The organism is Paraburkholderia sp., assembly GCF_050742655.1.
Lineage (GTDB): Bacteria > Pseudomonadota > Gammaproteobacteria > Burkholderiales > Burkholderiaceae > Paraburkholderia.
Genome location: NZ_JBOIGG010000007.1, coordinates 186,631 through 210,464, shown reverse-complemented (window position 1 = coordinate 210,464; position 23,834 = coordinate 186,631). Strand labels below are relative to the sequence as shown.

Sequence of the window (23,834 nt, the reverse complement as noted above, 5' to 3'; positions counted from 1 at the left end):
TCATTCGCACGATCCGCTCATGAGCCATACGCCTTCCGTTCCCACCGTCGACGACGACCTGCATGACCCTGCCGCGCGCCGCTGGCTCGACGCCACGCCAACGCACGTCGCCGCAATCGATTCGCATGCGCACGTGTTCGTGCGCGGTCTGCCGCTCGCGGCACAGCGCCGCCATGCACCGGACTACGACGCCACACTCGACGCGTACGCCGCCCATCTGTCCTCGCACGGCGTGTCGCATGCGGTGCTGGTGCAGCCGAGTTTTCTCGGTACCGACAACCGTTTTCTGCTCGACGTCTTGAGACGCTATCCGCAGCGCTTTAGTGGCGTGGTGGTAGTCGATCCTTCGATCGATGCCGCGACGCTCGACTCGTTTGCGCGTTGTGGCGTTGTCGGTATCCGGTTGAACCTGCTCGGCTTACCGCTGCCCGATCTACGCCATGCACGCTGGCAACCGCTGTTCGCGCGGGTGAACGCCCTCGGCTGGCACGTCGAAGTGCATCGCGAAGCGGCGGATCTGCCTGCTGTCGTCGGCGCGCTGCTCGATGCGGGCTGCACCGTCGTCGTCGATCATTTCGGCCGCCCCGATCCGTTGCTCGGTGAACGCGATCCGGGCTTTCGCTATCTGCTGTCGGTCGCGGCGACTGGTCGTGTGTGGGTCAAGCTGTCGGCGGCATACCGCAGCGTGGATGCGAACGACGGTGCGATGCTGGGCGTGCGGCTCGCGCAGCCGCTGCTCGAACGCTTCACGCCGGCGCGGCTCGTCTGGGGCAGCGACTGGCCGCATACGCAGCACCGGCACCTCGTCGATTACGCGGCAACCCATGCGGTGCTCGCGCAGTGGGTGCCGGACGCGGGGCAACGCGCGACGATTCTCGCCGGATCTGCGCGCGAGCTGTTTCGCTTCGGCTAGCCGCGCACGCGATCGGCCTGCCGTACGCGCTGACGACAGCCATCCTCGGCGGCACGATCGAATTCGTAGCGCTGCGCCTCAAGTCGGATGGACACGAGTCGTGGTTCTACTGGTACGTGACGATCTGGGCAGCCGTGTCTCTGCTCGTCTACCCCGGCATGCCGGAGACGCGGTTTCGCGCGGAACGCGACGCGTGAATGTACGGCGACGCACGCCTAACATGATTCGCCGCCCTGGCCTGTGCGAAGGCCTACGATGCCCGCCCCGCCGAATGCGGTTCGTTTCTCGCGCAGCGCGTCACGCAAACAGTCGCGGGCTGCTTATGATGGCTGTTCACCGCTTCGCACAGCCTCATCGTCACCGCTCATGGAATTCGATACCAAAGTCGTCATCGTCGTCCTCGACGATCTCCCGGTCTGGCAAAAACTCAACGTCACCGCCTTTCTCGCTACCGGCATCGTCGACATCGCGCCCGACGCGATGGGCGAGGCACCGTACGAAGACGCGCAGGGTCGCCCGTACGCACGCCTGCTCGGTCAGCCGATGATCATTTACGCCGCGGACTCAGCAGGCTTGCTGCGCGCGTGGCGCAAGAGCATCGAGCGCGAACTCGCGCGCGCCGCCTACGTGCGCGCGATGTTTTCGAGCGGCCACGATGCCGCGAACCGCACGGTGTTCCGTGCCGAACCCGCCGATGCGCCCGACCTCGTCGGTCTCGCACTGCGCGGTCCACGCAACGCGATCGACAAGACCGTCAAAGGACTCGCGCTGCATCCGTGATGCGGCACCGCGCGATTCATTCGGCCGGGCTCGGTCCACGCTCCAGATACGTCGACAGCGCGATATAGCTGCGCGTGCCGGTGAATCCCTCGATTGAATGAATCCGCTCGAGCAGGTCTTCGAGCGTCTGCGTGTCGCGCGTGCGCACCTTCAGCAGCATCGCGCTTTCGCCGGTCACGGTGTGAATCTCCTCGACGTCGGGCCATTCCTTTAACGCCAGCAGATGCCGCGTGACGGCCCAGCTCGTCGTGTCGACGTGCACGAACGCAAGCAGTGGTCGTCCCAGCCGGCCACCGTCCAGCGCGGCAACAGTGCCGCGGATCACGCCGTCGCGTTTGAGCCGCTTCACGCGCTCGTGGACCGCGGGCGGCGACAGATGCAGCGCCTGCCCGAGGTCCGCGTAGCTGCGCGTCGCGTCCTCGGACAGCAACGCGAGCAGACGACGATCCGTATCGTCGAGCTTCGCTGCCGGCGACGCCGGTTTGCGCAACGTGCGCGCCGGCGTCTGCACGATCGGATCGACGGCGCTGGGGGAGGCTTTAACCGGGGATTTCGCGGGAGTTTTCATCGGACGTCGGGTGGGTCAAGGGTGAATCTCGCTGTCGCGTACCGATAAAAATTACCACAGTCCGGGCGTTCGGGATGCGGTCTGCCATACCGGAGGTGTCGCTCCGGGCAGGCAATTCCTGGTAGTTAACATATGTTGCAGAGTTTTTTGTCATGGCAACATATGGTTAAACCGGTTGACCTGACCGGTCATCTCCTCGCCATCCAGGACGCCCGATGAAACGCTTCGCCCCGCCCGCTCTCGTGTTGTGTGCCGCGCTCGCGTGCGCTGCGCTGTCGCCGTCCGCTGTTGCCGAGGACCTCGGTCCGACGCTCATGAAAATCCAGTCGGCCAATCTGATCGCGATCGGTCACCGCGAAACGTCGGTGCCGTTTTCGTATGTGGATGCGAACAATCGCGTGATCGGCTTCTCGCAGGATCTGTGCGACCGCGTGATCGACGCGGTGAAAGCGCGCACCGGCCGCTCGGGCCTGCAGGTGCGTTTCATTCCCGTCACGTCGCAGAATCGCATTCCGCTCGTGCAGAACGGCACGGTCGACCTCGAATGCGGCGTGACTACCAACCTGACGTCGCGGCAAAATCAGGTCGCGTTCTCCGACACGTTCTTCGTGGCGACGACGCGTCTGCTGACACGCAAGGACTCCGGCATCAAGGACTTTCCGGATCTCGCGGGCAAGACCGTGGTGACGAACCAGGGCACGACGTCCGAGCGCATCCTCAGAAAGATGAACGAGGAGAAGAAGATGAACATGCAGATCATCAGCGCGAAGGACTACGGCGAAGGCCGGCTCACGCTCGAAACGGGACGCGCGGTGGCCTACATGATGGACGACGTGCTGCTTGCTGGTACGCGTTCGTTGACCGCGAAGCCGTCGGACTGGACCATCGTCGGTACGCCGCAATCGTCGGAGGCCTACGGCTTCATGATGCGCAAGGACGACCCGGCATTCAAACGGCTCGTCGACGATGTGATGAGCCACACGATGAAGAGCGCCGATATCGCCACGCTATACGACAAGTGGTTCATGAAGCCCGTGCCGCCGAAGAGCCTGAGCTTCGATTTTCCGATGAGCGATTCGCTACGCGCGCTGTACGCGAATCCGAACGACAAGGCGTTCGAATAGCCGCCGGAACTCACAGCGGCGCGCTGCCGAACTTGCGCCGGTATGCGCCGGGGCTCGTCAATGCGATGCGCCGGAAGTGCCGGCGCAACGACTCTTCCGACCCGAAGCCGGCGCGCTCCGCGATGCGCGTCATCGGCATCCGGGCATGCGTCTCGAGCAGCTCGCGTGCGATTGCCACGCGTTCTCGCAGCAACCATTCGTACGGCGCCATGCCGGTCGCGTCGCGAAACTGGCGCTGCAGCGTGCGCGGACTCATCGCCGCTCGCTGTGCCAGCGACGCGAGCGTATGCGGTGCCGCGGGATGCGTACGCACCCAGTCCATCAGTTTCGCGAGACGTCCGCTGTCGTCCGGCGGCAGCGGGCGCGGCACGAACTGCGCCTGACCGCCCTCGCGATGCGGCGGCACGACGAGACGCTGCGCGACGCGGTTCGCGACCGCGCGGCCGTAATCGCGGCGCACCAGATGCAGCAGCATGTCGATGCCCGCCGCCGATCCCGCCGACGTGATGATCTGCCCTTCGTCGACATACAGCGCATCGGGCTGCACGCACAACTGCGGGTAGCGCTTCTGCAGCCGGTCCGCATAGCGCCAGTGCGTCGTGACGGTCTTGCCATCGAGCACGCCCGCGGCCGCGAGCACGAACACGCCCGAACAGATCGAACACAGCCGCGTGCCGCGCCGGTACGCCGAGCGGATCTTGCGCAGCAGCGGCTCGGGCGGCGTTTCGTCCGGATCGCGCCAGCCGGGCACGACGATCGTTGCCGCGCGATCGAGCATCCGCAGCGTGTACGGCGCAGCGAGCGTGATGCCGCCCGCCGCGCGAATCGGCCCAGGCTCGGCCGCGCACACCGCGAAGCGATACCAGTCGACGTCGAGCTCCGGACGTTCGAGCGCGAACAGTTCGGTCACGCAGCCGAATTCGAAAGTGCAGAGCCGGTCGTAAACCAGCGCAACAACTAGATGATCGTTCATGGCGCGATGTTACCGGAGATTGTCGATTGCGCCACTGCCGCGCGAAGCGTTCGGGCACGACAATGAGCCTGTCAATCGCTCAATGGAGACCTCGCATGACCGCCACTGCATTAGCCCAGCACAACCCCGTCACTGCCGTTCCCGCCGCCAGCAGCGACGCCGCGCTCGCGCATTTCCAACGCTCATTGCAGTTCGAAACCGATTGCTCCGACGTCGCCGCGGCGCTCGCCATGCCTTCACCAGGCTTCGTGCTGCTCGACGTACGCGGCCCCGCGCTTTTCGCGCAGGGTCACGTGCCGGGCGCGGTGAATCTGCCGCACGGCAAGATCGTCGTATCGAAGCTCGCCGCCTATTCCGCCGACACGCTGTTCGTCACCTATTGCGCCGGGCCGCACTGCAACGGCGCGACGCGTGGCGCAATCCGACTCGCACAACTCGGGCGACCGGTGAAGATCATGATCGGCGGAATCACCGGTTGGGTCGATGAGGGCTTTGAACTGGCAACGTGACCGGCACCCCGCCACCGATCACATCGCGACAAGTTGCGCGAGCCGTCTTCGCAAATCGTCGGTGACCGATGTCATCGGCGCGCGCAGTTCGTCGCGCAGCAACCCTTGTGCCGCGAGCGCCGCCTTCACCGGCCCGGGGTTCGGCTCCGCGGTCAACGCCTGGATCAGCGGCACGAGCCCGTGATAGATCGTGCGCGCTTCATCGAGCCGCCCTGCCACGACCGCGCGATAGAGCGCGACGAAGCGCTCGGGCCGCAGATGCGCGGACGCCGAGATCGCCCCGCTACCGCCGAGACACAGCGTCGGAAAAATATCGATGTCGTCGCCGGCGAGCACCTTCAGCCGGCCATCGAGAATCAGCGCGAGCCGCGTTTCGAGCGACCCCGCGCAATCCTTGATCGCCTCGATGCGCGGATGCGCCGCGAGCGTCAACAGCGTGTCGGTCTCGAGCCGTACACCGGTCCGCGACGGAATGTCGTACAGCACGACGGGCTTCGTACTCAGATCGGCCAGCCCTGTGAAGTAATCGATCAGCCCGCGCTGCGCGGGCCGGATGTAGTACGGCGCGGACACGAGCACGCCGGCCACCGGCAGTTCGTTCAGATGGCGGATGCGCTCGCGCACGCTCGCCTCGCGGTTACCCGACACACCGGCGAGCACCGGCAACGAACCGGCCGCGTCGAGGACGGTCGCGAGCACCGCGTCCTGTTCGCGCGCATCGAGCGCGGCCGGCTCGCCGGTCGTGCCAAGCGCGACCAGCCCCGACACGCCCGCATCCGCAACTACGCCGACCAGTTGCCGCAGCGCCTCGTGATCGACGGCACCGTCGGCGAACGGCGTGACGATGGGAATCCAGATACCCGAAAAAATGGACATGACTAAACCTCGAACGCGACCGTATCGATTCCGTTCAGCGGTGCGGGGAGAGTGACGAGGCAGGAGAAAAACGCGGGCCCGGCGAGTCGTTCCGTCGCACATCTGACGACGGAACAGCGGGCTCCGGTCAGATGAGCAGCTGTTTTTTGGCTTTGGCCCAAGCGGCTTCGCACGCGCACGCGACGCCGGCCGTGGAGGCGGGCATCGGGCTGCGGACAAAGTCGAGGGCGGTTTGCATGTCGGGCAGTGTAACCGGACTTTCCGCAGACACGCACGCCAAACCGCGCAAAAAGCTTGACTTCCAGCCGCAGCGAACTAATATGCGCAAAGCGTATATATTAACCACCGCAACGACCGACCGAGGTGCCCCGCATGAGCGTCCCGCAACAAGCCTTTCTCCGCGACGCGATGCGCCGCATGAACATGACCCGCGAAGCGTTCGCCAGCCGTATCGGCGTGTCGCGACGGGCGCTCGACACCTGGCTGCTGCCGGACGACTCGCAGGAATCGCGGGCGATGCCGGAGATCGTCGAGCGCTTCGTGTCGGAGATCGTTGTGCATGGCGAGCCGGGCGAAAAGCATACGCAAAGCGTAGACTCCCAGTCGCTCGCGAGCCAGATGCTGTTCGAAGGCAAACCGCAACTGCTGTCGGTCGACCAGTTCTCGCGCGATTCGGTCGAAGCGCTGTTTCGCGTTGCCGACATCATGCAGCCCATCGCGCGGCGCCGGAAAATCTCCCGCGTACTCGAAGGCGCAGTGCTCGGCAATCTGTTCTTCGAAGCGAGCACGCGCACGCGCGTGAGTTTTGGCGCCGCGTTCTGCCGGCTCGGCGGCTCGGTATGCGACACGACCGGCTTTACGTTCTCGTCGATGGCGAAGGGCGAATCGATCTACGACACGAGCCGCGTGATGAGCGGCTACGTCGACGCGCTCGTGATCCGCCATCCGGAGCAAGGCTCGGTCGCCGAATTCGCGCGCGCGACCAACGTGCCCGTGATCAACGGCGGCGACGGCCCCGGCGAACATCCGAGCCAGGCGCTGCTCGACCTGTACACGATCCAGCGCGAGTTCTCGCGGCTCGGCAAGATCGTCGACGGTGCGCATATCGCGCTCGTCGGCGACCTGAAATATGGGCGCACCGTGCATTCGCTCGTGAAACTGCTCGCGCTGTATCGCGGCATCAAGTTCACGCTGGTGTCGCCGCCGATGCTCGAGATGCCCACGTATATCGTCGAGCAGATTTCGCGCAACGGCCACGTGATCGAACAGACGCACGATCTAACGGCGGGGCTGCGCGGCGCGGACGTCGTGTACGCGACGCGCATCCAGAAGGAGCGCTTCGCCGACGAGTCGTTCGAAGGCTATACGCCCGACTTCCAGATCAACCAGGCGCTCGTCGACACCGTGTGCGGCACCGACACGCTGATCATGCATCCGCTGCCGCGCGACAGCCGGCCAGGTGCAAACGATCTGAGCACTGACCTGAATCACGACTCGCGCCTCGCGATCTTCCGTCAGACCGACAACGGCATCCCGGTACGGATGGCGATTTTCGCGACGCTGCTTGGCGTCGAGAAACTGGTCCAGCATTCGATGCGCGATGCGGCGTGGCGTCCGCCTGTTTATCTCGGCCCGGACGATGCGGTTTTTCATGGGATCGATTGAAGCCGACGAAACAGGCAAGCACTTCGGGACTTTGGGCGTTATCTCTAAATGTCGCCGATACAGCAAGTCAGCCTTGTTAGAATAATGAGGTTGATTAAGGTGTCGCGTGAATGATGCCAATCAGATAATGCCCAGGGAGAAGATATGCCATACGTTGCAAACGTGAGTGAAGCGAAGGCTCTTGTCGGTCAGCTTGTAGGGAATGGCCAGTGCGTCACGTTTATTCATGCGGTAACGGCCGCGCCTGCGTCTTCGTTCTGGCAACAGGGGGCGAAAGTAAAAGGCGCCACCGGAATTGCTCCGGGGACGGTTATCGCGACGTTCGATCCGAATGGCAGTTACGGTAATCACCAGGACGGTCGAAGCCATGCAGCGATATATTTAAGTCAAAGCAACCTCGGAATTCGTGTGCTCGACCAGTGGAAAGGACATACTACCCAGCCGGTGCACGAGCGCGTTATCGCTTTCCGGAACGGCGTCGGAGTGAAGGTAAATGACGGGGATCAGTTCTATGTCGTTAAGTAAGATCTTTTATCTCGCGTTGTGTGTCATTCCGGTGGCCTGTGCGGCAAAGGTTTCGTGCCCGACGAGCGTGTCCGACGGCGGTGTTGGTCATGCGCTCAACAACGCATCGCTCTTTGACGGGCCGCCCGATAAATTGGTAAGTCTTGTGCCTGATTCGAGCGGTTCGGTCGATCGATGGGACTTGACCGGCCTCGATCCGTATCTGGTTTGCCGGTTTGAGAATACGACGAAGACTGTCACGCTTCACGCGGCAGCGTCGAAAAGCTGCGTGGCCGGGCATAAGCCGTTTACTGCTTATTGCAAATGAGTGAAGCAGCGTCAAGAAAGCCTCGCATTGCGAGGCTTTCTTTTTGGTGCGTTGCGGATACGTCAGTGACACACCATCACTGCGCAAGCGGTTCAAGCCCGGTCTTGCGGATTACAGAAGCCGCGGCCGGCGACGCAAGAAAACGGATCAGCGCCGCAGCACCCGCCGGATCCTTCGAGCCTGTAGCGATACCCGCCGAAAACATCGTGTACAGCTGCACGTCGTCGGGCAGCTTGCCGACCACCGTCACACCTTTTATCGGCAGCAGTTCGCTAACCTGCTGAAAGCCGATCTCCGCTTCGCCACGCGCGACGACGTTGCCGACCGGCTCGGCGGGAATCATCCGGCTCTTGTCCTTCACCTGATCTTCGATGCCGAGCTTTTTGAACAGCTCGTTGCCGACGTAGACGCCGCTCGCGCTGTCCGAATACGCGATCGACTTCGCATCGAGCAACGCGCGTCGCAGTGCGTCGTCGGAGTGAATGTCGGGCTTCGGCGCGCCGTCGCGCACCGCCATGCCGATCGGCGAGCGCGCGAAGTCGACCTTGCTGCCGGGCACGACCTTGCCGGCCTTGACGAGATCGTCGAGCGCATAGCCGACCATGATCAGCACGTCGGCGGGTTCGCCGCGTGCGAGCCGCACGGGAATCGCGTTCTGCGTCGTGCCCATCGATGGCCCCCACGCGGTGACGAGCGTATCGCCGCTCGTGTGCTCGAACTGCGGGCCGAGCTCGCGATACGCAGCCGCGAAGCCACCGGAAATCATCACCCTGACTTCGTCCGCGTACGCCGCGGCCATCGTGCCGAACCATGCCCATCCCAGTACGCACAGCATCAGCGCGCGTCGGCTTGTGCAGGTCGTTTTTTCGTTGATGTTCACTGCTTCTGTCTCCATTGGTTTATCCGGCCGCTACTCGTGGGCTTGCTTGCGGAAGCGGCGACCCTGTCACTCGCTGCGATGGTAGCCGACCCGGCCGCGACGGGTCGCGAGGCCGGCGTATCCGCGACAACCTCCGCGCAATGCCCTCGTTCGCATGGCACCCCACGCGTCCGGCGCAGTCCTGGTATCCACCTGGTTTAGCAATACCGTTTTGACAGCCCCATACTTTACTTTGCTCCTTTTTAAGCGCAACTTGCAACGCGTCACACGCGCGCGCAACGCATCGCCGATGACGTTGATGACAGTGCGATGTCGCGCAGCCTGCATGATCTTTCACGGAGCAAGCAGAACGTCATGTCCAGTCATTCGAATCGTCAGGGTCCCGCCGACGACACCGGCCCCTCCCCCACGTCTTCTTCGCCGCGTCCCGAGCAACCGTCGCGCCGACGTTTTCTGCAATCGGCGGCTGCGGCGGCCACGGTCGGCGCAGTGCCGTACGCGCATGCGCAGACAGCGACGCCTGCACCGCAAACACCACAAACTCCGCATCCCGTCACGCATCCGCCGGTACCCGCGCGAACAGTAACGCTCAACGTCAATGGCCGCGAATACGCACTGCAACTCGAACCACGCGTGACGCTGCTCGACGCACTGCGCGAATATATCGGCCTCACCGGCACGAAGAAAGGCTGCGACCGCGGCCAGTGCGGCGCATGCACGGTACTCGCCGACGGCCGCCGCATCAACGCATGCCTCACACTCGCGGTAATGCACGAAGGCGAAGCGATCACGACCGTCGAAGGGCTGGCACGCAACGACGTGCTGAGCCCGATGCAGCGCGCGTTCATTGCGCACGATGCATTCCAGTGCGGCTACTGTACGCCGGGGCAGCTGTGTTCCGCGACCGCGCTGCTCGGCGAGTTCGACGCGGGCACCGCGAGCACGGTCACGGCGGACGTGCGTCGCCGTCCGCCGCAACTGAGCGACGACGAAATCCGCGAACGGATGAGCGGCAACATCTGCCGCTGCGGCGCGTACCCCAACATCGTCGCGGCGGTACGCGCGGTGCACGCCGGCAAGATCGGCGAAGCATAAGGAGACCATCATGGATGCGATCTCCTACGAGCGCGCCGGCGACATCGCCGGTGCGTTGCGTGCGGCACAGCAGCCGGGCACGATGTTCATCGGCGGTGGCACGAATCTGCTCGACCTGATGAAGGGCGGCGTCGCTCGGCCCGCAAGGCTCGTCGACATCACGCACATTCCCGGGCTCGACGCGATCTCGACGCTGCCGGACGGCGGCCTGCGCATCGGTGCGCTGGTGCGCAACAGCGATGCGGCCAATCATGCGTGGGTGCGCGAGCGCTACCCGCTGCTGTCGCAGGCGCTGCTCGCCGGTGCGTCCGCGCAGTTGCGCAATATGGCGACGGTCGGCGGCAATCTGATGCAGCGCACGCGTTGCCCGTACTTCTACGACACCGCGTTCGCCCAGTGCAACAAGCGCGCGCCTGGCAGCGGCTGCGCGGCGATCGACGGCCACAACCGTATGCACGCGATCCTCGGCGCGAGCACGCAATGCCTCGCGGTCAACCCGTCGGACATGAGCGTCGCGCTCGCGGCGCTCGATGCGCTCGTGCGCGTGAGCGGCCCCGGCGGCGAACGCGTGGTGCCGTTCACGAGCTTCCATCGTCTGCCGGGCGACCGTCCCGAACTCGATACGACGCTGCAGTCCGGCGAACTGATCACCGCGGTCGATCTGCCGCCGCCGCTCTTCAGCGAACACGCGCACTACCTGAAGGTGCGCGACCGCGCGAGCTACGCGTTCGCGCTGGTATCGGTGGCGGCGGCGCTGCAGCTCGACGGCGATACGGTGCGTAGCGTGCGCATCGCGCTCGGCGGGGTTGCGCACAAGCCGTGGCGCGCAAGCGCGGCGGAGGAGCGTCTCACGAACCGGCCGCTCACCGACGCGACGCTGCACGATGCAGCCGCCGCCGCGCTGCAGGATGCGCGCGCCCAGCGCGATAACGGCTTCAAGATTGCGCTCGCGCAGCGCGCGATTGTCCGTGCCGTCAACCAGGCCGCCGGCCGGCAGGGGGGTGTTGCATGACGACCGCCGCTCCTTTCGTCGGGCAACCGCTCGACCGCACCGATGGTCTGCTGAAGGTCACCGGCGAAGCCCGCTATGCCGCGGAATTTCCCGAAGCGCGGCTCGCGCATGCGGTGCTCGTCACGAGCACGATCGCGCGCGGGACGATCGAGTCGATCGATGCCAGCCGGGCGCAGTCGCTGCCCGGCGTGCTGCTCGTGATGACGTACGCGAACGCACCGCGTCTGCCGAACGGCGGTCGCCCGCCAATCGCGCCGCCCGCCGGACGCAGACTGTCGCTGCTGCAGGACAACGAGGTGCACTACAACAACGAGCCGGTCGCGGTGGTCGTCGCCGACACGCTCGAACACGCGACCGATGCCGCGCGCCAGTTGCACATCTCATACCGCAGCGTCCCCGCGACGCTCGATTTCGCGCAGGCCCGCGCGCACGCGTATGCGCCCGACAGACCGCAGGGCCGGCAGACCGACACGCAGCGCGGCGATCTCGAGGCCGGGCTGCGCGACGCCGACGTGCGCATCGACGCGACGTACACGACGCCGATGGAACATCACAACCCGATGGAGCCGCACGCGACGATGGCCGTATGGGACGGCCCGCATCTGACGCTGTACGACTCGACGCAAGGCGTGAGCGGCGCGAAGACCGCGGTCGCCGCGATGCTCGGCCTCCCGCCCGACGGTGTTCACGTGATCTCGCCGTTCGTCGGCGGTGGCTTCGGCGGCAAGGGCTCGTCGTGGTCGCACGTCACGCTGTGCGCGATGGCCGCGAAGCAGACCGGACGTCCGGTGCGTCTCGCGCTCGAACGGCCGCAGATGTTTGGACCGGTCGGCGGTCGGCCGTTCACCGAGCAGCGCTTCACGCTCGGCGCGCGCCACGACGGCACGCTCACGGCGATGCGGCACGACAGCTTCTCGAACACGTCGATGATCGAGGACTGGACCGAGACCTGCTGCATGGTCACGCGGATGTCGTACGCGGTGCCGAACCAGGTGACGACGCACCGTCTCGTGCAGTTGAACGTCGGCACGCCGACGTTCATGCGTGCGCCAGGCGAAACGACCGGTTCGTTCGCGCTCGAATCGGCGATGGACGAACTCGCGTGGGCACTGCGGATGGACCCGCTCGCGCTGCGCCTGAAGAACTACGCCGAAGCCGATCCGCAGGAACACAAGCCGTGGTCGGGCAAATCGCTGCGCGAGTGCTACCGGCGCGGCGCGGAAAAATTCGACTGGTCGCGCCGCACGCCCGAGCCGCGCTCGATGCGCGCGGGCAATACGCTGATCGGGCTCGGCATGGCAACGGCGACGTACCCGGCAAACCGCAACGAAGCGTCCGCGCTCGCGCGCATCCTGCCGGACGGCACCGCGACGGTCGCGTCGGGCACGCAGGACCTCGGCACCGGCACCTACACCGTGATGACCCAGGTCGCCGCCGATGCGCTCGGCTTCGATCCCGCGAACATCAGCTTCGCGCTCGGCGATTCGTCGCTGCCGCGCGCGCCTGGGTCGGGCGGCTCGCAGTCGGTCGCGAGCGTGTCGCCAGCCGTGCGCGACGCGGCCACCCAGGTGCGCAACCAGTTGATCGCGCTCGCACTGGCGGACCCGGCCTCGCCCGTGCATGGCGCAACCGCCGACGATGTGACCGTCGAGAACGGCTGGGTCGTGCGCCGGTCGGATCCATCGCGCCGCGATCCGGCTGCGGCGATTCTCGCGCGCGCAGGCGGGCGGCCGATCGAAGCGCAGGTCACCGTCAAGCCCGGCGACGAGAAGGCACGATACGCGTTCCACTCGTTCGGTTCGGTGTTCGCGGAGGTGCACGTCGACGCGGACCTCGGCACGATCCGCGTCGCGCGTATCGTCGGTACGTATGGCGTCGGGCGGCTGCTCAACGACAAGACCGCGCACAGCCAGCTGATGGGCGGCATCGTGTGGGGCATCGGCGCGGCACTCGAAGAAGCGACGTTGCTCGATCTGCGCTATGGACGCTTCATCAACGCGAATCTCGCCGAGTACCACGTGCCGGTCAACGCGGACATCGGCACGATCGACGTCGCGTTCATCGACGAAGTGGATCCGCACATCAACTCGCTCGGCGCGAAAGGGATCGGCGAGATCGGCATCACCGGCGTGTCCGCCGCAATCGCGAACGCCGTGTTTCATGCGACCGGCGTGCGCGTGCGCGATCTGCCGATTACGCTCGACAAGGTGCTCGTGCAAACGTAGGTGTGACAAGGTGAGGCAGTCATGCGCAGAGTCCTCGTGCGCGTGACTACCTATGGCGCGGACAGCACGGCGCTTGCCTCGTCGACGCTTGCACCGCACAATCGACGCGTACGTCCGGTTACCCCGGCTCCTCCTCTTCTCAGGGCGCGTCATGACCTATGCATCGCTCGCCACCGGCGTGCTGCTTGCGGCCGGCTACGGGTCGCGCTTCGATCCCGATGGCCTCCACAACAAACTGCTCGCGCGTCTGCCGGAAGGCACGTCGGTCGCGCACGAGTCGGCGCACCGTTTGCTGCGCGTCGTGCCGAAAGTCGTCGCAGTCGTGCGGCCGGGCTCCGACGTGCTCGCCCGCGAACTCAACGACGCGGGCTGCGACGTGGTGTTCTCGGCGGCTGCGGAGCGCGGCATGGGCGCGAGTCTCGCCGCGGGCATCGAAGCATGCGACGACGCCGAAGGCTGGATCGTCGCGCTCGCCGACATGCCGCGTATCGCGCTGGCCACGATCGAAGCGGTCGCGGCCGCGATGGGCGCCGGCGCCTCGCTCGTCGCGCCGTTCTACCGCAACCAGCGTGGACATCCGGCGGGTTTCGGCAGCGTGCATCGCGCGGCACTGCTCGCGCTCGACGGCGATGCCGGTGCCCGCGCGCTGTTCGCGTCGCAGACGGTGACACGCGTCGACGTCGACGATCCGGGCATTCTGCGCGACATCGATACGCCGGCGGATCTCGACACGCTCGACGTCGGGCGCGCGTGATGCAGGCACACGGTTTGCGAAACCACACGCATAACCCTCTCGTCGACACCTCGCACCCATGAGCGAAACCAGTCCGCGCCTGCTCGTTGTCTCCCCTCATTTCGACGATGCCGTGTTCGGCTGCGGCACGTTGCTCGCCGCGCATCCGGACGCCGCGGTCTGCACGGTATTCGCCGCGCCGCCCGAGCGCGACATGCACACCGAGTGGGACACAAAGGCAGGATTTACCGGCGCGCACGCGGCCGTCCACGCGCGCACGATCGAGGACGACCACGCGCTGTCGATCCTCGATGCGATTCCGCTGCGCATGCCGTTCCGCGACGGCCAGTATCTCGACTCGCCTTCGATCGACACGCTCGCGACCGCGCTCGAGGAAGTGATCTACGGCTCGACCGCGAACACGCTGCTGATGCCGCTCGGCCTGTTTCACGCCGACCACATCCTGGTCTATCGCGCGTGCTGCGAAATCCTGCCGCGGCTCGCGCATCTGTCGTGGTTCGCGTATGAAGACGCGCTGTATCGCCGGACGCCCGGCATCGTGCAGGAACGGCTCGTCGATCTCACGCGGCGTCGTATTGTCGCGACGCCCGCGCAGCCGGCCGAACTGCATACGCTCGATCCGGAGCGCCGCGCGCTGCTGAAACGCGAGGCAGTCGACGCGTACGCGAGCCAGTTGCACGCGTTCGGCCCGGATGGCTACGACGATGTGTTCGCCGCCGAACGCTACTGGCAACTCACGGTTTCGCGGTCTGCGGCGCGACGCAAGACGGTCTGACGGCACGTGCGCAGACGCACAGCGCATTCACGCAGGATCGCCTACGCTATCCGACAGGGGCACGAATGCGCGCCTCGTTCGCAGGGGCCACGCCATGAACCTCGAGATGCACACCAGTCCGGTTCCCGATCCGCTTGCCGATCCGACCCGCGATCCGGAGGGCGACCCGCTGACGCCTCCGCCGCCGGGGCATCACAACGACGAGCCGCAACGGCCTGAAGGTCCGCCTGATAAAGATCCGGTGTAACGCGTTTCCCGGTCGTCAGCCCGGCCGGCAGGAATAAAAAAACGCCGGGCGAACCCGGCGCTCACGAACGGGGAGCCGGTGCCACCGGCACACGCTCCCCCGGACCACGACCGGCGCTACTGCACGAATGCGCCGATCGTCAGGAACGGATTTACTTTGCTCACGTTGGCCGGACTGTTCGTCGTGAACTGCTGGTTGAAGCCGTTCATCAACAGAGCGAACACCGGGCCTACCTTGACGATCACACCCGTGTCGCCTGTCTGAAAGATCGGCGTCGTGCCACTCAGGAGGTCTTTGGTCGCGGTGACCTTCACGACGCCGGGCTGCGTCTGTGTGTAGTCGAGCGTGAAGCTGGACGTCACCGTCGCGGTGAATGGCGTGAGCAGCGAGCCGTTCGGATTCTGGAACAGCGTCGCGGTCGAGTTCACGCCTGCGTTAAACGACGCACTGCCGTCGATGCATGCCCCGGCCGATGGATAGATGGTCGAAGACGTGCCGTCCGGGTTAGTGACGAGACGACCTTGCGGCGACTGCCCCGCGTATTCGACGATCCCGCACGCCGACGTGCTGTTCGCACCGATGTAGCCGCCCGACAGCGCGGACTGCGCGATCGTCGTCGCCGGCGCGAGCAGCGAAATGCCAATCTGGTCATCGAGGATCGACGCAAACAGGTTACTCGGATCCGCATGGCCGTCACCGACCCGCACGATCACAGGCACGAGCGTCCCGTTCACCTTGCCGACAATCATCACGCCGTGCGCCGTGTCGCCGCCAAACGACAGCGGCTGGACGCCGATCCCGACCACCGGATACGTCGCCCCCGACGCAATGCCGCTCGTGAACACATTGTCGGCAGAACCGTCGGCATTGGTCCGCAGCTTCCACGGCGCACCCGTCGAACCGCACGAATACTTCGACGTATCAGGCACGCACGAACCATCCGCAGCAAACGTCTCCGACGCCTGAATCGCGTCGGGCTGCCAGCCGATGTTGCCGGCCGCCAGTTGCGCCGGCGTCTCGTTGGGAATGGTCTGGTACTGCGTGCCTTCCGGCGTAACCCGGAAGCCGAGCTCGTTATACGTGCCCGCGATCTGCGAGAAATCGGTCACCGTCTCACTGAAACCGATGAACGGGTACGAATCGAACACGCGGCCCGGCACAACGCCGATAAACAAGCCCGGGGCGAGCTGCACCCCAGCGAACTGGATCGTCGCGCCCGGGATCGAGCCGCCCATGATCCCCTGCCCGACGAACAGCAGCGGCGGATCCTGCGGATTCACCGTGATCTTGTAGCTGCCATCCGCCGACGCGCCGTCCTTCAGCACGATCGCGCAGCGGTTCTGCTCGGCGCTCGGCAACACGAGGGGCGTCGACGTCCCGCCGCTGGCATTCGTGACCTGGTAGAGATCGGGTGTCGTGTACGACCCGGTGATCGTGATGCCCTGGCGCGTGTTGTTCACCTGCCCCGCCGAGGTCGGCACCATCGATTCGACGAAGGTCATCTGGTATTGCTTCGTCGCCGAATTGAACTTCGCCTTGATGTATTCGCCGCTGCCCGAGCCGCCGGTGAAGGTGGTCGTGTAGTCGAGCGCGTCGGGGCACAGCTTGAGCGTCGAAGGTGCCGACGGCGGCTGACCGGACGGTCCACAAGTACTGCCGGAACATTGCGACACGTTGACCGGGCCGGGCGAACCCGGATTACCGCCGCTACATGCAACCACCAGCACGGCAACCGCCGCGATGCCAACCAGGTTTGCGACGGCAAAACCGTCGCGCACGATGCGCGCCATCTTCTGTCTCCTCCGGATTTATCGTTTGAATAATGCAGCTACTCCGTGCCGTCCGGATTCAATCACCGTTCGAAGCAAAACGGGTATGCCGATGAATATCCGGACCGCGCAAAATGCGTACTATTTTATTTATGGCGGTAGAACGAGGCGATATGAATATCGCGAAACGCAGCCTCGCATGAGGGTCTCCATTGGCCTGATATTTACTGCTATGTGGTCGCGCAGAAGTTAAACCGGTTAACGGAGAATGTACATAGAGGCGCCCGTCCAAACCCCGGAGAAAGGCGCTGACGGCCTCCACGCGGGCCGCTCAGGGCGTTTCAAACGGTCGTCCATGCTTAATGGATGACCGTAAATCCGCATGCCGCATTGCACCAGGGCGGCTATTGCGCCGGGTGCAAGCTCTTTATGACCCGATATGGGTCGATTCACTGGTCGCAAAACCTCCGCTGTTAAACGCCAACTCCACCCCGATCAGACGGATTGTCGTGGATCTGGTAAAGCGCGCGATAACGCCGCACCCAATGCCAGTAATCCGGCCGTACAGCCCGGCGTGACATTGAACGCATGCGCGTACGCGTGCAGATCCTGACGCTCGCAGCGCCCATGTAGGGATCGAAGTGTTCGTGGGAGGTGGGATGGCCGCGGCCGCACCGCTAGCGGCGCGCGGCTAGCACTACAACGAAGTCAGCGCGACAGTTCGCCGAATGCCTGCAGCAACCGGTCGATGTCGGCGGCGTGGAGGTCGCCCATCGTCGAGATGCGGAACAGTTCCGCGGAGAGACCGCCCTGCCCCGCGTAGATCACGAAGCCGCGCGCCTTCAGCGCATCGTGCAGCCGCGGGTACGGCACACCGTTCGGCAGGCGATACGCGCGCAGCACGACCGACGACTGTTCCGGCGGCAACGCGCTGCCGATGCCCTGGGCCGCGAGCCCCGCGCGCGCCTGCTCGGCGAGCGCCGCATAGCGCGCATGACGCGCGCGCCAGCCGCCTTCGTCGTGCATTTCGCGCAGCGCCTCGACGAGCGCGTAATACGCGTGCACCGACGGCGTGAACGGCGTATTCCGCTGATCCTGCAGACGTGCGAGCCGTCCGAGATCGAGATAGAACGTGCGACTCGCCGCCTGCTCGAGCGCATCGCGCCGCACGATGACGAACGCCGCGCCGGGCACCCCGTGCAGGCATTTGTTCGCGGTAGCCGCGACGGCAGCGATGCTGCCGTCGTCGAAATCGATCGCTTCCGCGCCGAAGCTGCTCACGCCGTCCACCAGCAGTTGCACGCCGCGCTCGCGGCATGCAGCGCCAAGCGTGCGCAGATCGTTCAGGCGGCCCGTCGTGGTCTCGTGATGAATCACTGCGACGTGCGTGAAGCTGCCGTCCGCGTCGAGCCGTTCGACGATGCGTGCGAGGTCCGGTGCCTCCATCCACTCGTGCGTCACGACTTCATGCGCGATCCGGTACTGCGCCGCGATGTGCGCGATGCGTTCGCCGTACACGCCGTTCTCGACGATCAGCAGCTTGCCGCGCTCCGGCACCAGCGCGGCGATCATGCTCTCGACCGCCGCGGTGCCCGAACCCGTCATCAGCACCGCTGCCCACTGCGCGGGATCGAGCCCGTACACGTCGACGAGCCGCGCACGCGCCTCGTCCTGCAGATCGAAGAATTCGCTCTCGCGATGGCACAGATCGGTTTGCAGCAGGCTGCGGCGCACGCGTTCGGTCAGCGTGACCGGGCCGGGGTTGAGCAGCAGCATCAACGCTCTCCTTGCGCGGCGCCGATGTGGCGCATCAGACGCGTCTTCACATCGGGCGGGGTGATGGTGGGACGCGGCAGGCCGTCGGGCGTGCCGCGTTTGATTGCGAGCCGCACGAAGCGCGGACCGCTTGTCGTCGTGAGCGCAGCAGGTGCATCCAATGCTTCGTCGAGCACCGCGAGGTCGTCGCCTTCGACCGCTGACGCATAGCCGCACGCCGCGGCCACCCCCGCGAACGACACCTGTGGCGATACGGTCGCCTGGCCGCCGGTGGAATCGTGCGCGCCGTTGTCGAGCAGCACGTGCGTGAGGTTCGCCGGACCGTACGCGCCGAGCGTCGCGAACGCGCCCATGCGCATCAGCGCGGCGCCGTCGCCGTCGAGCGCGACCACCCGCAGGTCGGGCCGCGACATCGCAAGCCCAAGCGCGAACGGTGTCACGCAGCCCATCGAGCCGACCATGTACAGCTGGTTCGGCCGGTCGTCGAGTGCATAGAGTTCGCGGCCGCAAAAGCCGGTCGACGCGAGCACGACCGTCGAATCGGCCGGGGTCCGCGCGATCACGCGCTGCAGCGCCTGCTGACGCGTCGGCAGCGCATCGGCCGACAGACCGCGCGACACATCGCGTGCGGCGATCGCGGGCACGCGCACCGGTGCCGCCGTCTTTTTCAGTTCGACCGGCGCGACGCTGCCCTTTTGCATCACGAGCGCGTACGGCCGGCCGGTTTCATCCATGTGCGCGATCGCACGATCGAGCGCGGGACCGATCGCACCGGCCTCGGTCGGGAACGTCTCCCACGGAATCTCCATCGTGTCGAGCATCGCCGGCGTCACGGGACCCATCAGCGCGTGCTGTGGTTCGTCGGGCACGCCGGGCTGGCCGCGCCACGTGACGATCAGCAGTTGTGGCAACCGGAACGTCCATGTGAGCGACGTCAGCGGACTCACCGCGTTGCCGAGCCCGGAGTTCTGCATCATCGCGATGCCGCGCCGACCGTTGCGCGCGCCGAGCGTGACGCCGGCGATCAGCGCGACCGCGTCGCCCTCGTTCGCCGCCGACACGTAATGCAGCGACGGATCCTGCAGCACGTAATTGATGAACGGCGTCAGGTAGGAGCACGGCACGCCCGCATACCAGTCGAAGCCACGCGTGCGCGCGGCCTCGACGAACTGTGCCGCTTCGATCATCGTGCCGCTCCGCTCGCCGCGTCGCCCGACACGAGCGGGGTCTGGGCATGCGCGAAGTCACCTGCGCGACGGAAGTCTTCGAGATCGTTGACGCCGCGCCAGTGACCATGCACGTACTGTACTTCGACTTCCTCGCCGGCTTCGATCAATGCGTTGAGCAGTGCGGGGATGTCGAGCGAATCGAAATCGGGGCGCTGCTGCAGTTGCGCGAGGACCGTCTTCAGCCGTTCGATGCCGGTCCCACGCACGTTCAGAAGACCGATCCAGCGACCGTTCGGTGCTGCGTCGCCCGGGTTGGACACATCATTGGACACGCGGCGCAGCAGCACCTTGTTGCCGAACAGGCCGCGATCATCGGCAGTCGAGCACCATGCAAAATCGCGCACGCTGCTGTTCTCAGCCTGCGTCAACGACGAATCGACGACGACGCTGAACGCCGCTTCGCTCTCGACCAGATCGCGCACGATGTAGCTGCGGAACAGCAGATCGCCATACGAGATCACCGTATCGTTCTGCAGGTTGCCGATCGCGCACGCGAGCGACGCGAGTTCGCCGGTCTGCGCATGGCGCTCGTTGACGACGAGCTTGATGCCGGCCGTGTCGATCGCATCGGCGCGATAGCCGCCGACCACGGTGATGTCGTTGACGCCCTGCTTCTTGAAGCCGTCGACGAGCCAGCGCAGCAGCGGCTTGCCGGCCACCGGCAGCATGACCTTCGGACGTTCTTCGGTCAGCGCTTCGAGCCCGGCGCCGCGGCTCGCGGCGAGCACGATCGCCGAGCCGCTCGCGCGCGACGACGACAGATAGCGGCGCTCGGCTTCCGAATACTCGTCGGCGTCCTGCAGACGGAAAATCTCGTTGACCGAGGCAATGCGGTCCTCGACGTCGACGAGCGTTTCGTTGTCATGGATTTCCTTCACGACGGCCTGCATCGCGGTGGTCGCGGCGCGCAGCAGATGGTTCGCCCAGATCACCGCGCTGATGCCGGCCTTGCGAAACACTTCGGTCGGCGTGCTGTAGTACTTGGTCGGCACGATCACGAGCGGGCCGCGGCCGGCCCATTCCTTCGCGAACGCGAGGATCTCGTCGGGACGCGACAGCTTGCTGTGAATCAGGATCGCGTCCGCACCCGCCTGGCGGTAGGCTTCCGCGCGGCGCAGCGCTTCGTCCATCCCCCAACCCGCGATCAGCGCCTCGACGCGCGCGACGATCGAGAAATTCTCGTCGGTCTGCGAGTCCTTGCCGGCCTTGATCTTGCCGCAGAACTCGTCGATCTCGGCGAGCGGCTGGCGCTCGCCGTTGATGAAGCTGTTGGTCTTCGGAAATACCTTGTCTTCGATGCAGACGCCCGCGATGCCGCGCTGCTCGAGCTTGCGCACGAGACGGCGCATGTTGTTGAAGTTGCCGTAGCCGGTGTCGCCGTCGAGCAGGATCGGCAGGTCGCTCGCGTCAGCCATGAACTCGAGCGTATCGACGACCTGGGTCCAGCTCGCCTCGTTGTTGTCGCGCACGCCGAACTGCGCGGAGATCGTGAGGCCCGACCCCCAGATCGCGCGGAAGCCCGCTTCGCGGACGATGCGCGCGGACAGGCCGTTGTGCGCTTCCATCAGGAATTCGAGCTGGTTGCTGGTGAGCATCTGACGCAGCCGGCTGCTGCGCGAAGCGGTAAGGAGAGCGGTGTCGCGTGCGTTCATCTCGTCGTGTACTCCAGTGGCCGCCGCATCGTCGGCGGCATGTTTGCGGGCCGCGCGGGCGGCCGCTGCGCCGCTCTTCCGCGCGTGTCGCACGGGTTTGGAGAGCGCCAAAAATCGCGACTATAGCGGAAATGAAAGGTCAGCGTCGTCCACGTGCCTTATTTATGGCAATTGATGGAAATGGTGGGAAAAATGTGGTGTCCGACGGGTCATTGACGGGTCGCGGAGCCCCTGTGCATGCGGTTCTTCGATCATTCGCGAGGTGTCGTCCGCGGTCACTTTTATTTTGCTTTTGATGAGGCTTTCGCGGTGCTGGCTGGAGTCTCGAACCCGTCACACCCGTTACGTCCACCGGGCACGCCAAACACCAGAGGAATCAGGGCTTACCCGCTCTGCGCCGCGGACGGCATGCGCCGTAAACGAAACAAGGAACCCCCTTTTTCCGTTTTCCGCTTGCGACTGATCGCCATGACCCTGAACAAGAAACTTGCCTCGATGATCGCCGTGCTGTGGATCGGTCTGATCCTGATCGGCGGATTTGGCGCGTGGCAGAACCGCGCGTCGATGATCGCCGACCGGCGCGACCAGTTGACCGCGCTGATCCAGCAGGCGTCGACGATCGTCAACCGCTACTACGCGCTGTCGCAGCAGCACGCGATGTCCGAAGCGGACGCGCAGAAGCAGGCGCTGGCAACGCTCGAGGCGATGCGCTACGGCAAGGACGGCTACATCTCAGTGAACAATTCGCAGTCGGTGATGCTGATGCATCCGTTCAAGAAGGAGCTGATCGGCAAGAACCTCGCGCAGTTCACCGATCCGGCCGGCAACCATCTGTTCACCGACATCGTGAAGGCCGGCAATCTCCCGGGCGGCGGTTTCGTCGACTATCTGTGGGCGAAGCCGGGCCATGACCAGCCGGTCGCGAAGACGAGCTACTCGCTGCACTTCGCGCCGTGGGACTGGGACCTCGTCACCGGCATGTATATGGACGACGTGCAGCAGGCGTTTTTCGCCAACCTGCTGCGCTGGCTCGCGATCACGGTCGCGCTCGGCGCGGTCGCGACCGTCGTGATGATGCTGGTGCTGCGTAGTGTGCGGCGCACGCTCGGCGGCGATCTCGAAGTCGCGGTCGAAGCGGCGCAGCGGATGGCGCGCGGCGATCTGTCGACCGGCGTGCCACTGCGGCGCGACGATCGCGCGAGCCTGCTGCATGCGCTGCACACGATGCAGCGTGGGCTCGTCGAGACGGTGTCACGCGTGCGGGCAGGCACCGAGAACATCAACGTTGGCGCGTCGGAGATCGCGAGCGGCAACACCGACCTGTCGCAGCGCACCGAGCAGCAGGCTGCCGCGCTCGTGCAGACCGCGTCGAGCATGGACCAGATGACCGCGAACGTGAAGCACAACGCGGACAGCGCGATGCAGGCATCGCAGCTCGCGGGCCAGGCCGCGGACGTCGCGACGCGCGGCAGCCGCGTCGTCGACGACGTCGTGCGGACGATGGGCGAAATCACGACGAGCTCGCGACAGATCGGCGACATCATCGGCGTGATCGACGGCATCGCGTTCCAGACCAACATCCTTGCGCTGAACGCGGCAGTCGAAGCGGCCCGCGCGGGCGAACAGGGACGCGGCTTCGCGGTCGTCGCGTCTGAAGTGCGCAGCCTCGCACAACGCTCGGCGACCGCTGCGAAAGAGATCAAGGCGTTGATCGAAACGTCGACGCACACGGTCGAATCCGGTGCGACGCTCGTCGCGAACGCGGGCTCGACGATGACGGAAATCGTGCAGTCGGTGCGGCGCGTAAACGAAATTCTCGAAGAGATCAGCCACGCATCGCGCGAACAGAGCGCGGGCATCGAGCAGGTGAATCGCGCGGTCGGCGAGATGGATCAGGTCACGCAGCAGAACGCCGCGCTCGTCGAACAGGCCGCGGCGGCCGCGCATTCGCTGAAGGACCAGGTGGACGTGCTGCGCGAAGCGATCGCGAGCTTCGCATTGCCGGCCTGATGTCCAGGAAATGTCAGAGGTGTGTGAGGTGCAAACCTCATACGAACGCGGATAAAAAGAAGGCGCCCGCGGGAGCGCCTTGAAACACGCCGCGTCGGAGACGACGCTCTTATCGAACGATCCGCCGGCACGGTTTTTCAATCAGACCACCCGGATGTGACAGGCGCTTG

General features: G+C 65.4%; 22 protein-coding genes. 14 read left to right on the top strand and 8 right to left on the bottom strand.

Annotation, left to right across the window (positions count from 1 at the left end; translation table 11 throughout):
• Positions 1-19 precede the first annotated feature (19 nt).
• Together ACREXZ_RS12690 and ACREXZ_RS12685 are read left to right on the top strand one after the other, a co-directional pair.
• Positions 20-913, top strand: a complete 894-nt coding sequence (locus tag ACREXZ_RS12690; RefSeq protein WP_431764423.1) for an amidohydrolase family protein — start codon at positions 20-22, stop codon at positions 911-913.
• Between the two features lie 366 nt (positions 914-1,279).
• Positions 1,280-1,693, top strand: a complete 414-nt coding sequence (locus ACREXZ_RS12685; protein WP_431764422.1) for a DUF2000 family protein — start codon at positions 1,280-1,282, stop codon at positions 1,691-1,693.
• A 16-nt stretch (positions 1,694-1,709) separates the two neighbouring features.
• Here ACREXZ_RS12685 and ACREXZ_RS12680 read toward each other — a convergent pair whose 3' ends face one another.
• Positions 1,710-2,261 carry an AsnC family transcriptional regulator gene (locus tag ACREXZ_RS12680; RefSeq protein WP_431764421.1) on the bottom strand — a complete coding sequence of 184 codons (552 nt, stop codon included), beginning with the start codon at positions 2,259-2,261 and terminating at the stop codon, positions 1,710-1,712.
• Positions 2,262-2,476: 215 nt separating this feature from the next.
• Between ACREXZ_RS12680 and ACREXZ_RS12675 the strand changes: the two genes are divergently transcribed.
• Positions 2,477-3,385 (top strand): glutamate/aspartate ABC transporter substrate-binding protein, encoded by a 909-nt coding sequence (locus ACREXZ_RS12675; RefSeq protein WP_431764420.1) that lies wholly within the window; start codon positions 2,477-2,479, stop codon positions 3,383-3,385.
• Between the two features lie 10 nt (positions 3,386-3,395).
• Here ACREXZ_RS12675 and ftrA read toward each other — a convergent pair whose 3' ends face one another.
• Positions 3,396-4,358: a transcriptional regulator FtrA gene (gene ftrA / locus ACREXZ_RS12670; RefSeq protein WP_431764419.1), complete on the bottom strand. Its 963-nt coding sequence runs from the start codon at positions 4,356-4,358 to the stop codon at positions 3,396-3,398.
• Positions 4,359-4,453: 95 nt separating this feature from the next.
• Between ftrA and ACREXZ_RS12665 the strand changes: the two genes are divergently transcribed.
• Positions 4,454-4,867, top strand: coding sequence for a rhodanese-like domain-containing protein (locus ACREXZ_RS12665; protein WP_431764418.1), 414 nt, complete (start codon positions 4,454-4,456; stop codon positions 4,865-4,867).
• Positions 4,868-4,885: 18 nt separating this feature from the next.
• On the opposite strand, the gene dapA is transcribed toward ACREXZ_RS12665, so the two are convergent.
• Entirely contained in the window at positions 4,886-5,743 is an 858-nt protein-coding gene (gene dapA, locus ACREXZ_RS12660) for a 4-hydroxy-tetrahydrodipicolinate synthase (protein ID WP_431764417.1), read from the bottom strand.
• Positions 5,744-6,115: 372 nt separating this feature from the next.
• Here dapA and ACREXZ_RS12655 point away from each other — a divergent pair, with 372 nt between their 5' ends.
• The 3 genes from ACREXZ_RS12655 to ACREXZ_RS12645 all read left to right on the top strand — a co-directional run bounded on the left by ACREXZ_RS12655 (position 6,116) and on the right by ACREXZ_RS12645 (position 8,240).
• Positions 6,116-7,408 carry an aspartate carbamoyltransferase gene (locus ACREXZ_RS12655; protein WP_431764416.1) on the top strand — a complete coding sequence of 431 codons (1,293 nt, stop codon included), beginning with the start codon at positions 6,116-6,118 and terminating at the stop codon, positions 7,406-7,408.
• A 144-nt stretch (positions 7,409-7,552) separates the two neighbouring features.
• Positions 7,553-7,933, top strand: coding sequence for a BPSL0067 family protein (locus ACREXZ_RS12650; protein WP_431764415.1), 381 nt, complete (start codon positions 7,553-7,555; stop codon positions 7,931-7,933).
• Complete coding sequence (locus tag ACREXZ_RS12645) at positions 7,902-8,240, top strand: STY0301 family protein (protein ID WP_431764414.1); 339 nt, start codon at positions 7,902-7,904, stop codon at positions 8,238-8,240. Before ACREXZ_RS12650 ends, ACREXZ_RS12645 begins: the two co-directional genes overlap by 32 nt.
• Positions 8,241-8,316: 76 nt before the next feature.
• Here the strand turns inward: ACREXZ_RS12645 and ACREXZ_RS12640 are convergent, their stop codons facing one another.
• On the bottom strand, positions 8,317-9,135 hold the full coding sequence (locus ACREXZ_RS12640; protein ID WP_431764413.1) for a substrate-binding domain-containing protein: 819 nt from the start codon (positions 9,133-9,135) through the stop codon (positions 8,317-8,319).
• Positions 9,136-9,474: 339 nt separating this feature from the next.
• Between ACREXZ_RS12640 and ACREXZ_RS12635 the strand changes: the two genes are divergently transcribed.
• From ACREXZ_RS12635 to ACREXZ_RS12610, 6 genes are all read left to right on the top strand, one after another.
• The gene (locus ACREXZ_RS12635) at positions 9,475-10,215 is read left to right on the top strand and encodes a 2Fe-2S iron-sulfur cluster-binding protein (RefSeq protein WP_431764412.1); all 741 of its coding nucleotides are present in this window, start codon (positions 9,475-9,477) and stop codon (positions 10,213-10,215) included.
• A gap of 10 nt (positions 10,216-10,225) precedes the next feature.
• A complete protein-coding gene (locus ACREXZ_RS12630) occupies positions 10,226-11,227 on the top strand; it encodes an FAD binding domain-containing protein (protein ID WP_431764411.1) in 1,002 nt (333 codons plus the stop codon).
• Positions 11,224-13,452 carry a xanthine dehydrogenase family protein molybdopterin-binding subunit gene (locus ACREXZ_RS12625; RefSeq protein WP_431764410.1) on the top strand — a complete coding sequence of 743 codons (2,229 nt, stop codon included), beginning with the start codon at positions 11,224-11,226 and terminating at the stop codon, positions 13,450-13,452. The genes ACREXZ_RS12630 and ACREXZ_RS12625 overlap by 4 nt, the downstream gene beginning before the upstream one ends.
• A 151-nt stretch (positions 13,453-13,603) precedes the next feature.
• A complete protein-coding gene (locus ACREXZ_RS12620) occupies positions 13,604-14,206 on the top strand; it encodes a nucleotidyltransferase family protein (protein WP_431764409.1) in 603 nt (200 codons plus the stop codon).
• A 58-nt stretch (positions 14,207-14,264) separates the two neighbouring features.
• Positions 14,265-14,981, top strand: a complete 717-nt coding sequence (locus ACREXZ_RS12615) for a PIG-L deacetylase family protein (RefSeq protein ID WP_431764408.1) — start codon at positions 14,265-14,267, stop codon at positions 14,979-14,981.
• 94 nt (positions 14,982-15,075) lie between these two features.
• Complete coding sequence (locus tag ACREXZ_RS12610) at positions 15,076-15,228, top strand: hypothetical protein (protein ID WP_166653536.1); 153 nt, start codon at positions 15,076-15,078, stop codon at positions 15,226-15,228.
• A gap of 116 nt (positions 15,229-15,344) precedes the next feature.
• On the opposite strand, the gene ACREXZ_RS12605 is transcribed toward ACREXZ_RS12610, so the two are convergent.
• The 4 genes from ACREXZ_RS12605 to aepX form a co-directional block, all read right to left on the bottom strand.
• On the bottom strand, positions 15,345-17,018 hold the full coding sequence (locus ACREXZ_RS12605) for a DUF2957 domain-containing protein (protein WP_431764407.1): 1,674 nt from the start codon (positions 17,016-17,018) through the stop codon (positions 15,345-15,347).
• 687 nt (positions 17,019-17,705) lie between these two features.
• A complete protein-coding gene (locus ACREXZ_RS12600) occupies positions 17,706-18,773 on the bottom strand; it encodes a 2-aminoethylphosphonate aminotransferase (protein WP_431764406.1) in 1,068 nt (355 codons plus the stop codon).
• Entirely contained in the window at positions 18,773-19,960 is a 1,188-nt protein-coding gene (gene aepY, locus ACREXZ_RS12595) for a phosphonopyruvate decarboxylase (RefSeq protein WP_431764405.1), read from the bottom strand. The genes ACREXZ_RS12600 and aepY overlap by 1 nt, the downstream gene beginning before the upstream one ends.
• Positions 19,957-21,654, bottom strand: a complete 1,698-nt coding sequence (gene aepX, locus ACREXZ_RS12590; RefSeq protein ID WP_431764404.1) for a phosphoenolpyruvate mutase — start codon at positions 21,652-21,654, stop codon at positions 19,957-19,959. The genes aepY and aepX overlap by 4 nt, the downstream gene beginning before the upstream one ends.
• 468 nt (positions 21,655-22,122) lie before the next feature.
• Between aepX and ACREXZ_RS12585 the strand changes: the two genes are divergently transcribed.
• Positions 22,123-23,664, top strand: a complete 1,542-nt coding sequence (locus ACREXZ_RS12585) for a methyl-accepting chemotaxis protein (RefSeq protein WP_431764403.1) — start codon at positions 22,123-22,125, stop codon at positions 23,662-23,664.
• Positions 23,665-23,834 lie beyond the last annotated feature (170 nt).

Bases quoted from the DNA above. Each gene is read 5' to 3' on its own strand.
- ACREXZ_RS12665 (WP_431764418.1), top strand. From the start codon at position 4,454: ATGACCGCCACTGCATTAGCCCAGCACAACCCCGTCACTGCCGTTCCC.
- ACREXZ_RS12685 (WP_431764422.1), top strand. From the start codon at position 1,280: ATGGAATTCGATACCAAAGTCGTCATCGTCGTCCTCGACGATCTCCCG.
- ACREXZ_RS12675 (WP_431764420.1), top strand. From the start codon at position 2,477: ATGAAACGCTTCGCCCCGCCCGCTCTCGTGTTGTGTGCCGCGCTCGCG.
- ACREXZ_RS12635 (WP_431764412.1), top strand. From the start codon at position 9,475: ATGTCCAGTCATTCGAATCGTCAGGGTCCCGCCGACGACACCGGCCCC.
- ACREXZ_RS12640 (WP_431764413.1), bottom strand. From the start codon at position 9,135: ATGGAGACAGAAGCAGTGAACATCAACGAAAAAACGACCTGCACAAGC.
- ACREXZ_RS12605 (WP_431764407.1), bottom strand. From the start codon at position 17,018: ATGGCGCGCATCGTGCGCGACGGTTTTGCCGTCGCAAACCTGGTTGGC.
- aepX (WP_431764404.1), bottom strand. From the start codon at position 21,654: ATGAACGCACGCGACACCGCTCTCCTTACCGCTTCGCGCAGCAGCCGG.
- ACREXZ_RS12620 (WP_431764409.1), top strand. From the start codon at position 13,604: ATGACCTATGCATCGCTCGCCACCGGCGTGCTGCTTGCGGCCGGCTAC.
- dapA (WP_431764417.1), bottom strand. From the start codon at position 5,743: ATGTCCATTTTTTCGGGTATCTGGATTCCCATCGTCACGCCGTTCGCC.
- ACREXZ_RS12625 (WP_431764410.1), top strand. From the start codon at position 11,224: ATGACGACCGCCGCTCCTTTCGTCGGGCAACCGCTCGACCGCACCGAT.
- ACREXZ_RS12680 (WP_431764421.1), bottom strand. From the start codon at position 2,261: ATGAAAACTCCCGCGAAATCCCCGGTTAAAGCCTCCCCCAGCGCCGTC.
- aepY (WP_431764405.1), bottom strand. From the start codon at position 19,960: ATGATCGAAGCGGCACAGTTCGTCGAGGCCGCGCGCACGCGTGGCTTC.
- ftrA (WP_431764419.1), bottom strand. From the start codon at position 4,358: ATGAACGATCATCTAGTTGTTGCGCTGGTTTACGACCGGCTCTGCACT.
- ACREXZ_RS12585 (WP_431764403.1), top strand. From the start codon at position 22,123: ATGACCCTGAACAAGAAACTTGCCTCGATGATCGCCGTGCTGTGGATC.
- ACREXZ_RS12600 (WP_431764406.1), bottom strand. From the start codon at position 18,773: ATGCTGCTGCTCAACCCCGGCCCGGTCACGCTGACCGAACGCGTGCGC.
- ACREXZ_RS12650 (WP_431764415.1), top strand. From the start codon at position 7,553: ATGCCATACGTTGCAAACGTGAGTGAAGCGAAGGCTCTTGTCGGTCAG.
- ACREXZ_RS12645 (WP_431764414.1), top strand. From the start codon at position 7,902: ATGACGGGGATCAGTTCTATGTCGTTAAGTAAGATCTTTTATCTCGCG.
- ACREXZ_RS12615 (WP_431764408.1), top strand. From the start codon at position 14,265: ATGAGCGAAACCAGTCCGCGCCTGCTCGTTGTCTCCCCTCATTTCGAC.
- ACREXZ_RS12690 (WP_431764423.1), top strand. From the start codon at position 20: ATGAGCCATACGCCTTCCGTTCCCACCGTCGACGACGACCTGCATGAC.
- ACREXZ_RS12630 (WP_431764411.1), top strand. From the start codon at position 10,226: ATGGATGCGATCTCCTACGAGCGCGCCGGCGACATCGCCGGTGCGTTG.
- ACREXZ_RS12655 (WP_431764416.1), top strand. From the start codon at position 6,116: ATGAGCGTCCCGCAACAAGCCTTTCTCCGCGACGCGATGCGCCGCATG.
- ACREXZ_RS12610 (WP_166653536.1), top strand. From the start codon at position 15,076: ATGAACCTCGAGATGCACACCAGTCCGGTTCCCGATCCGCTTGCCGAT.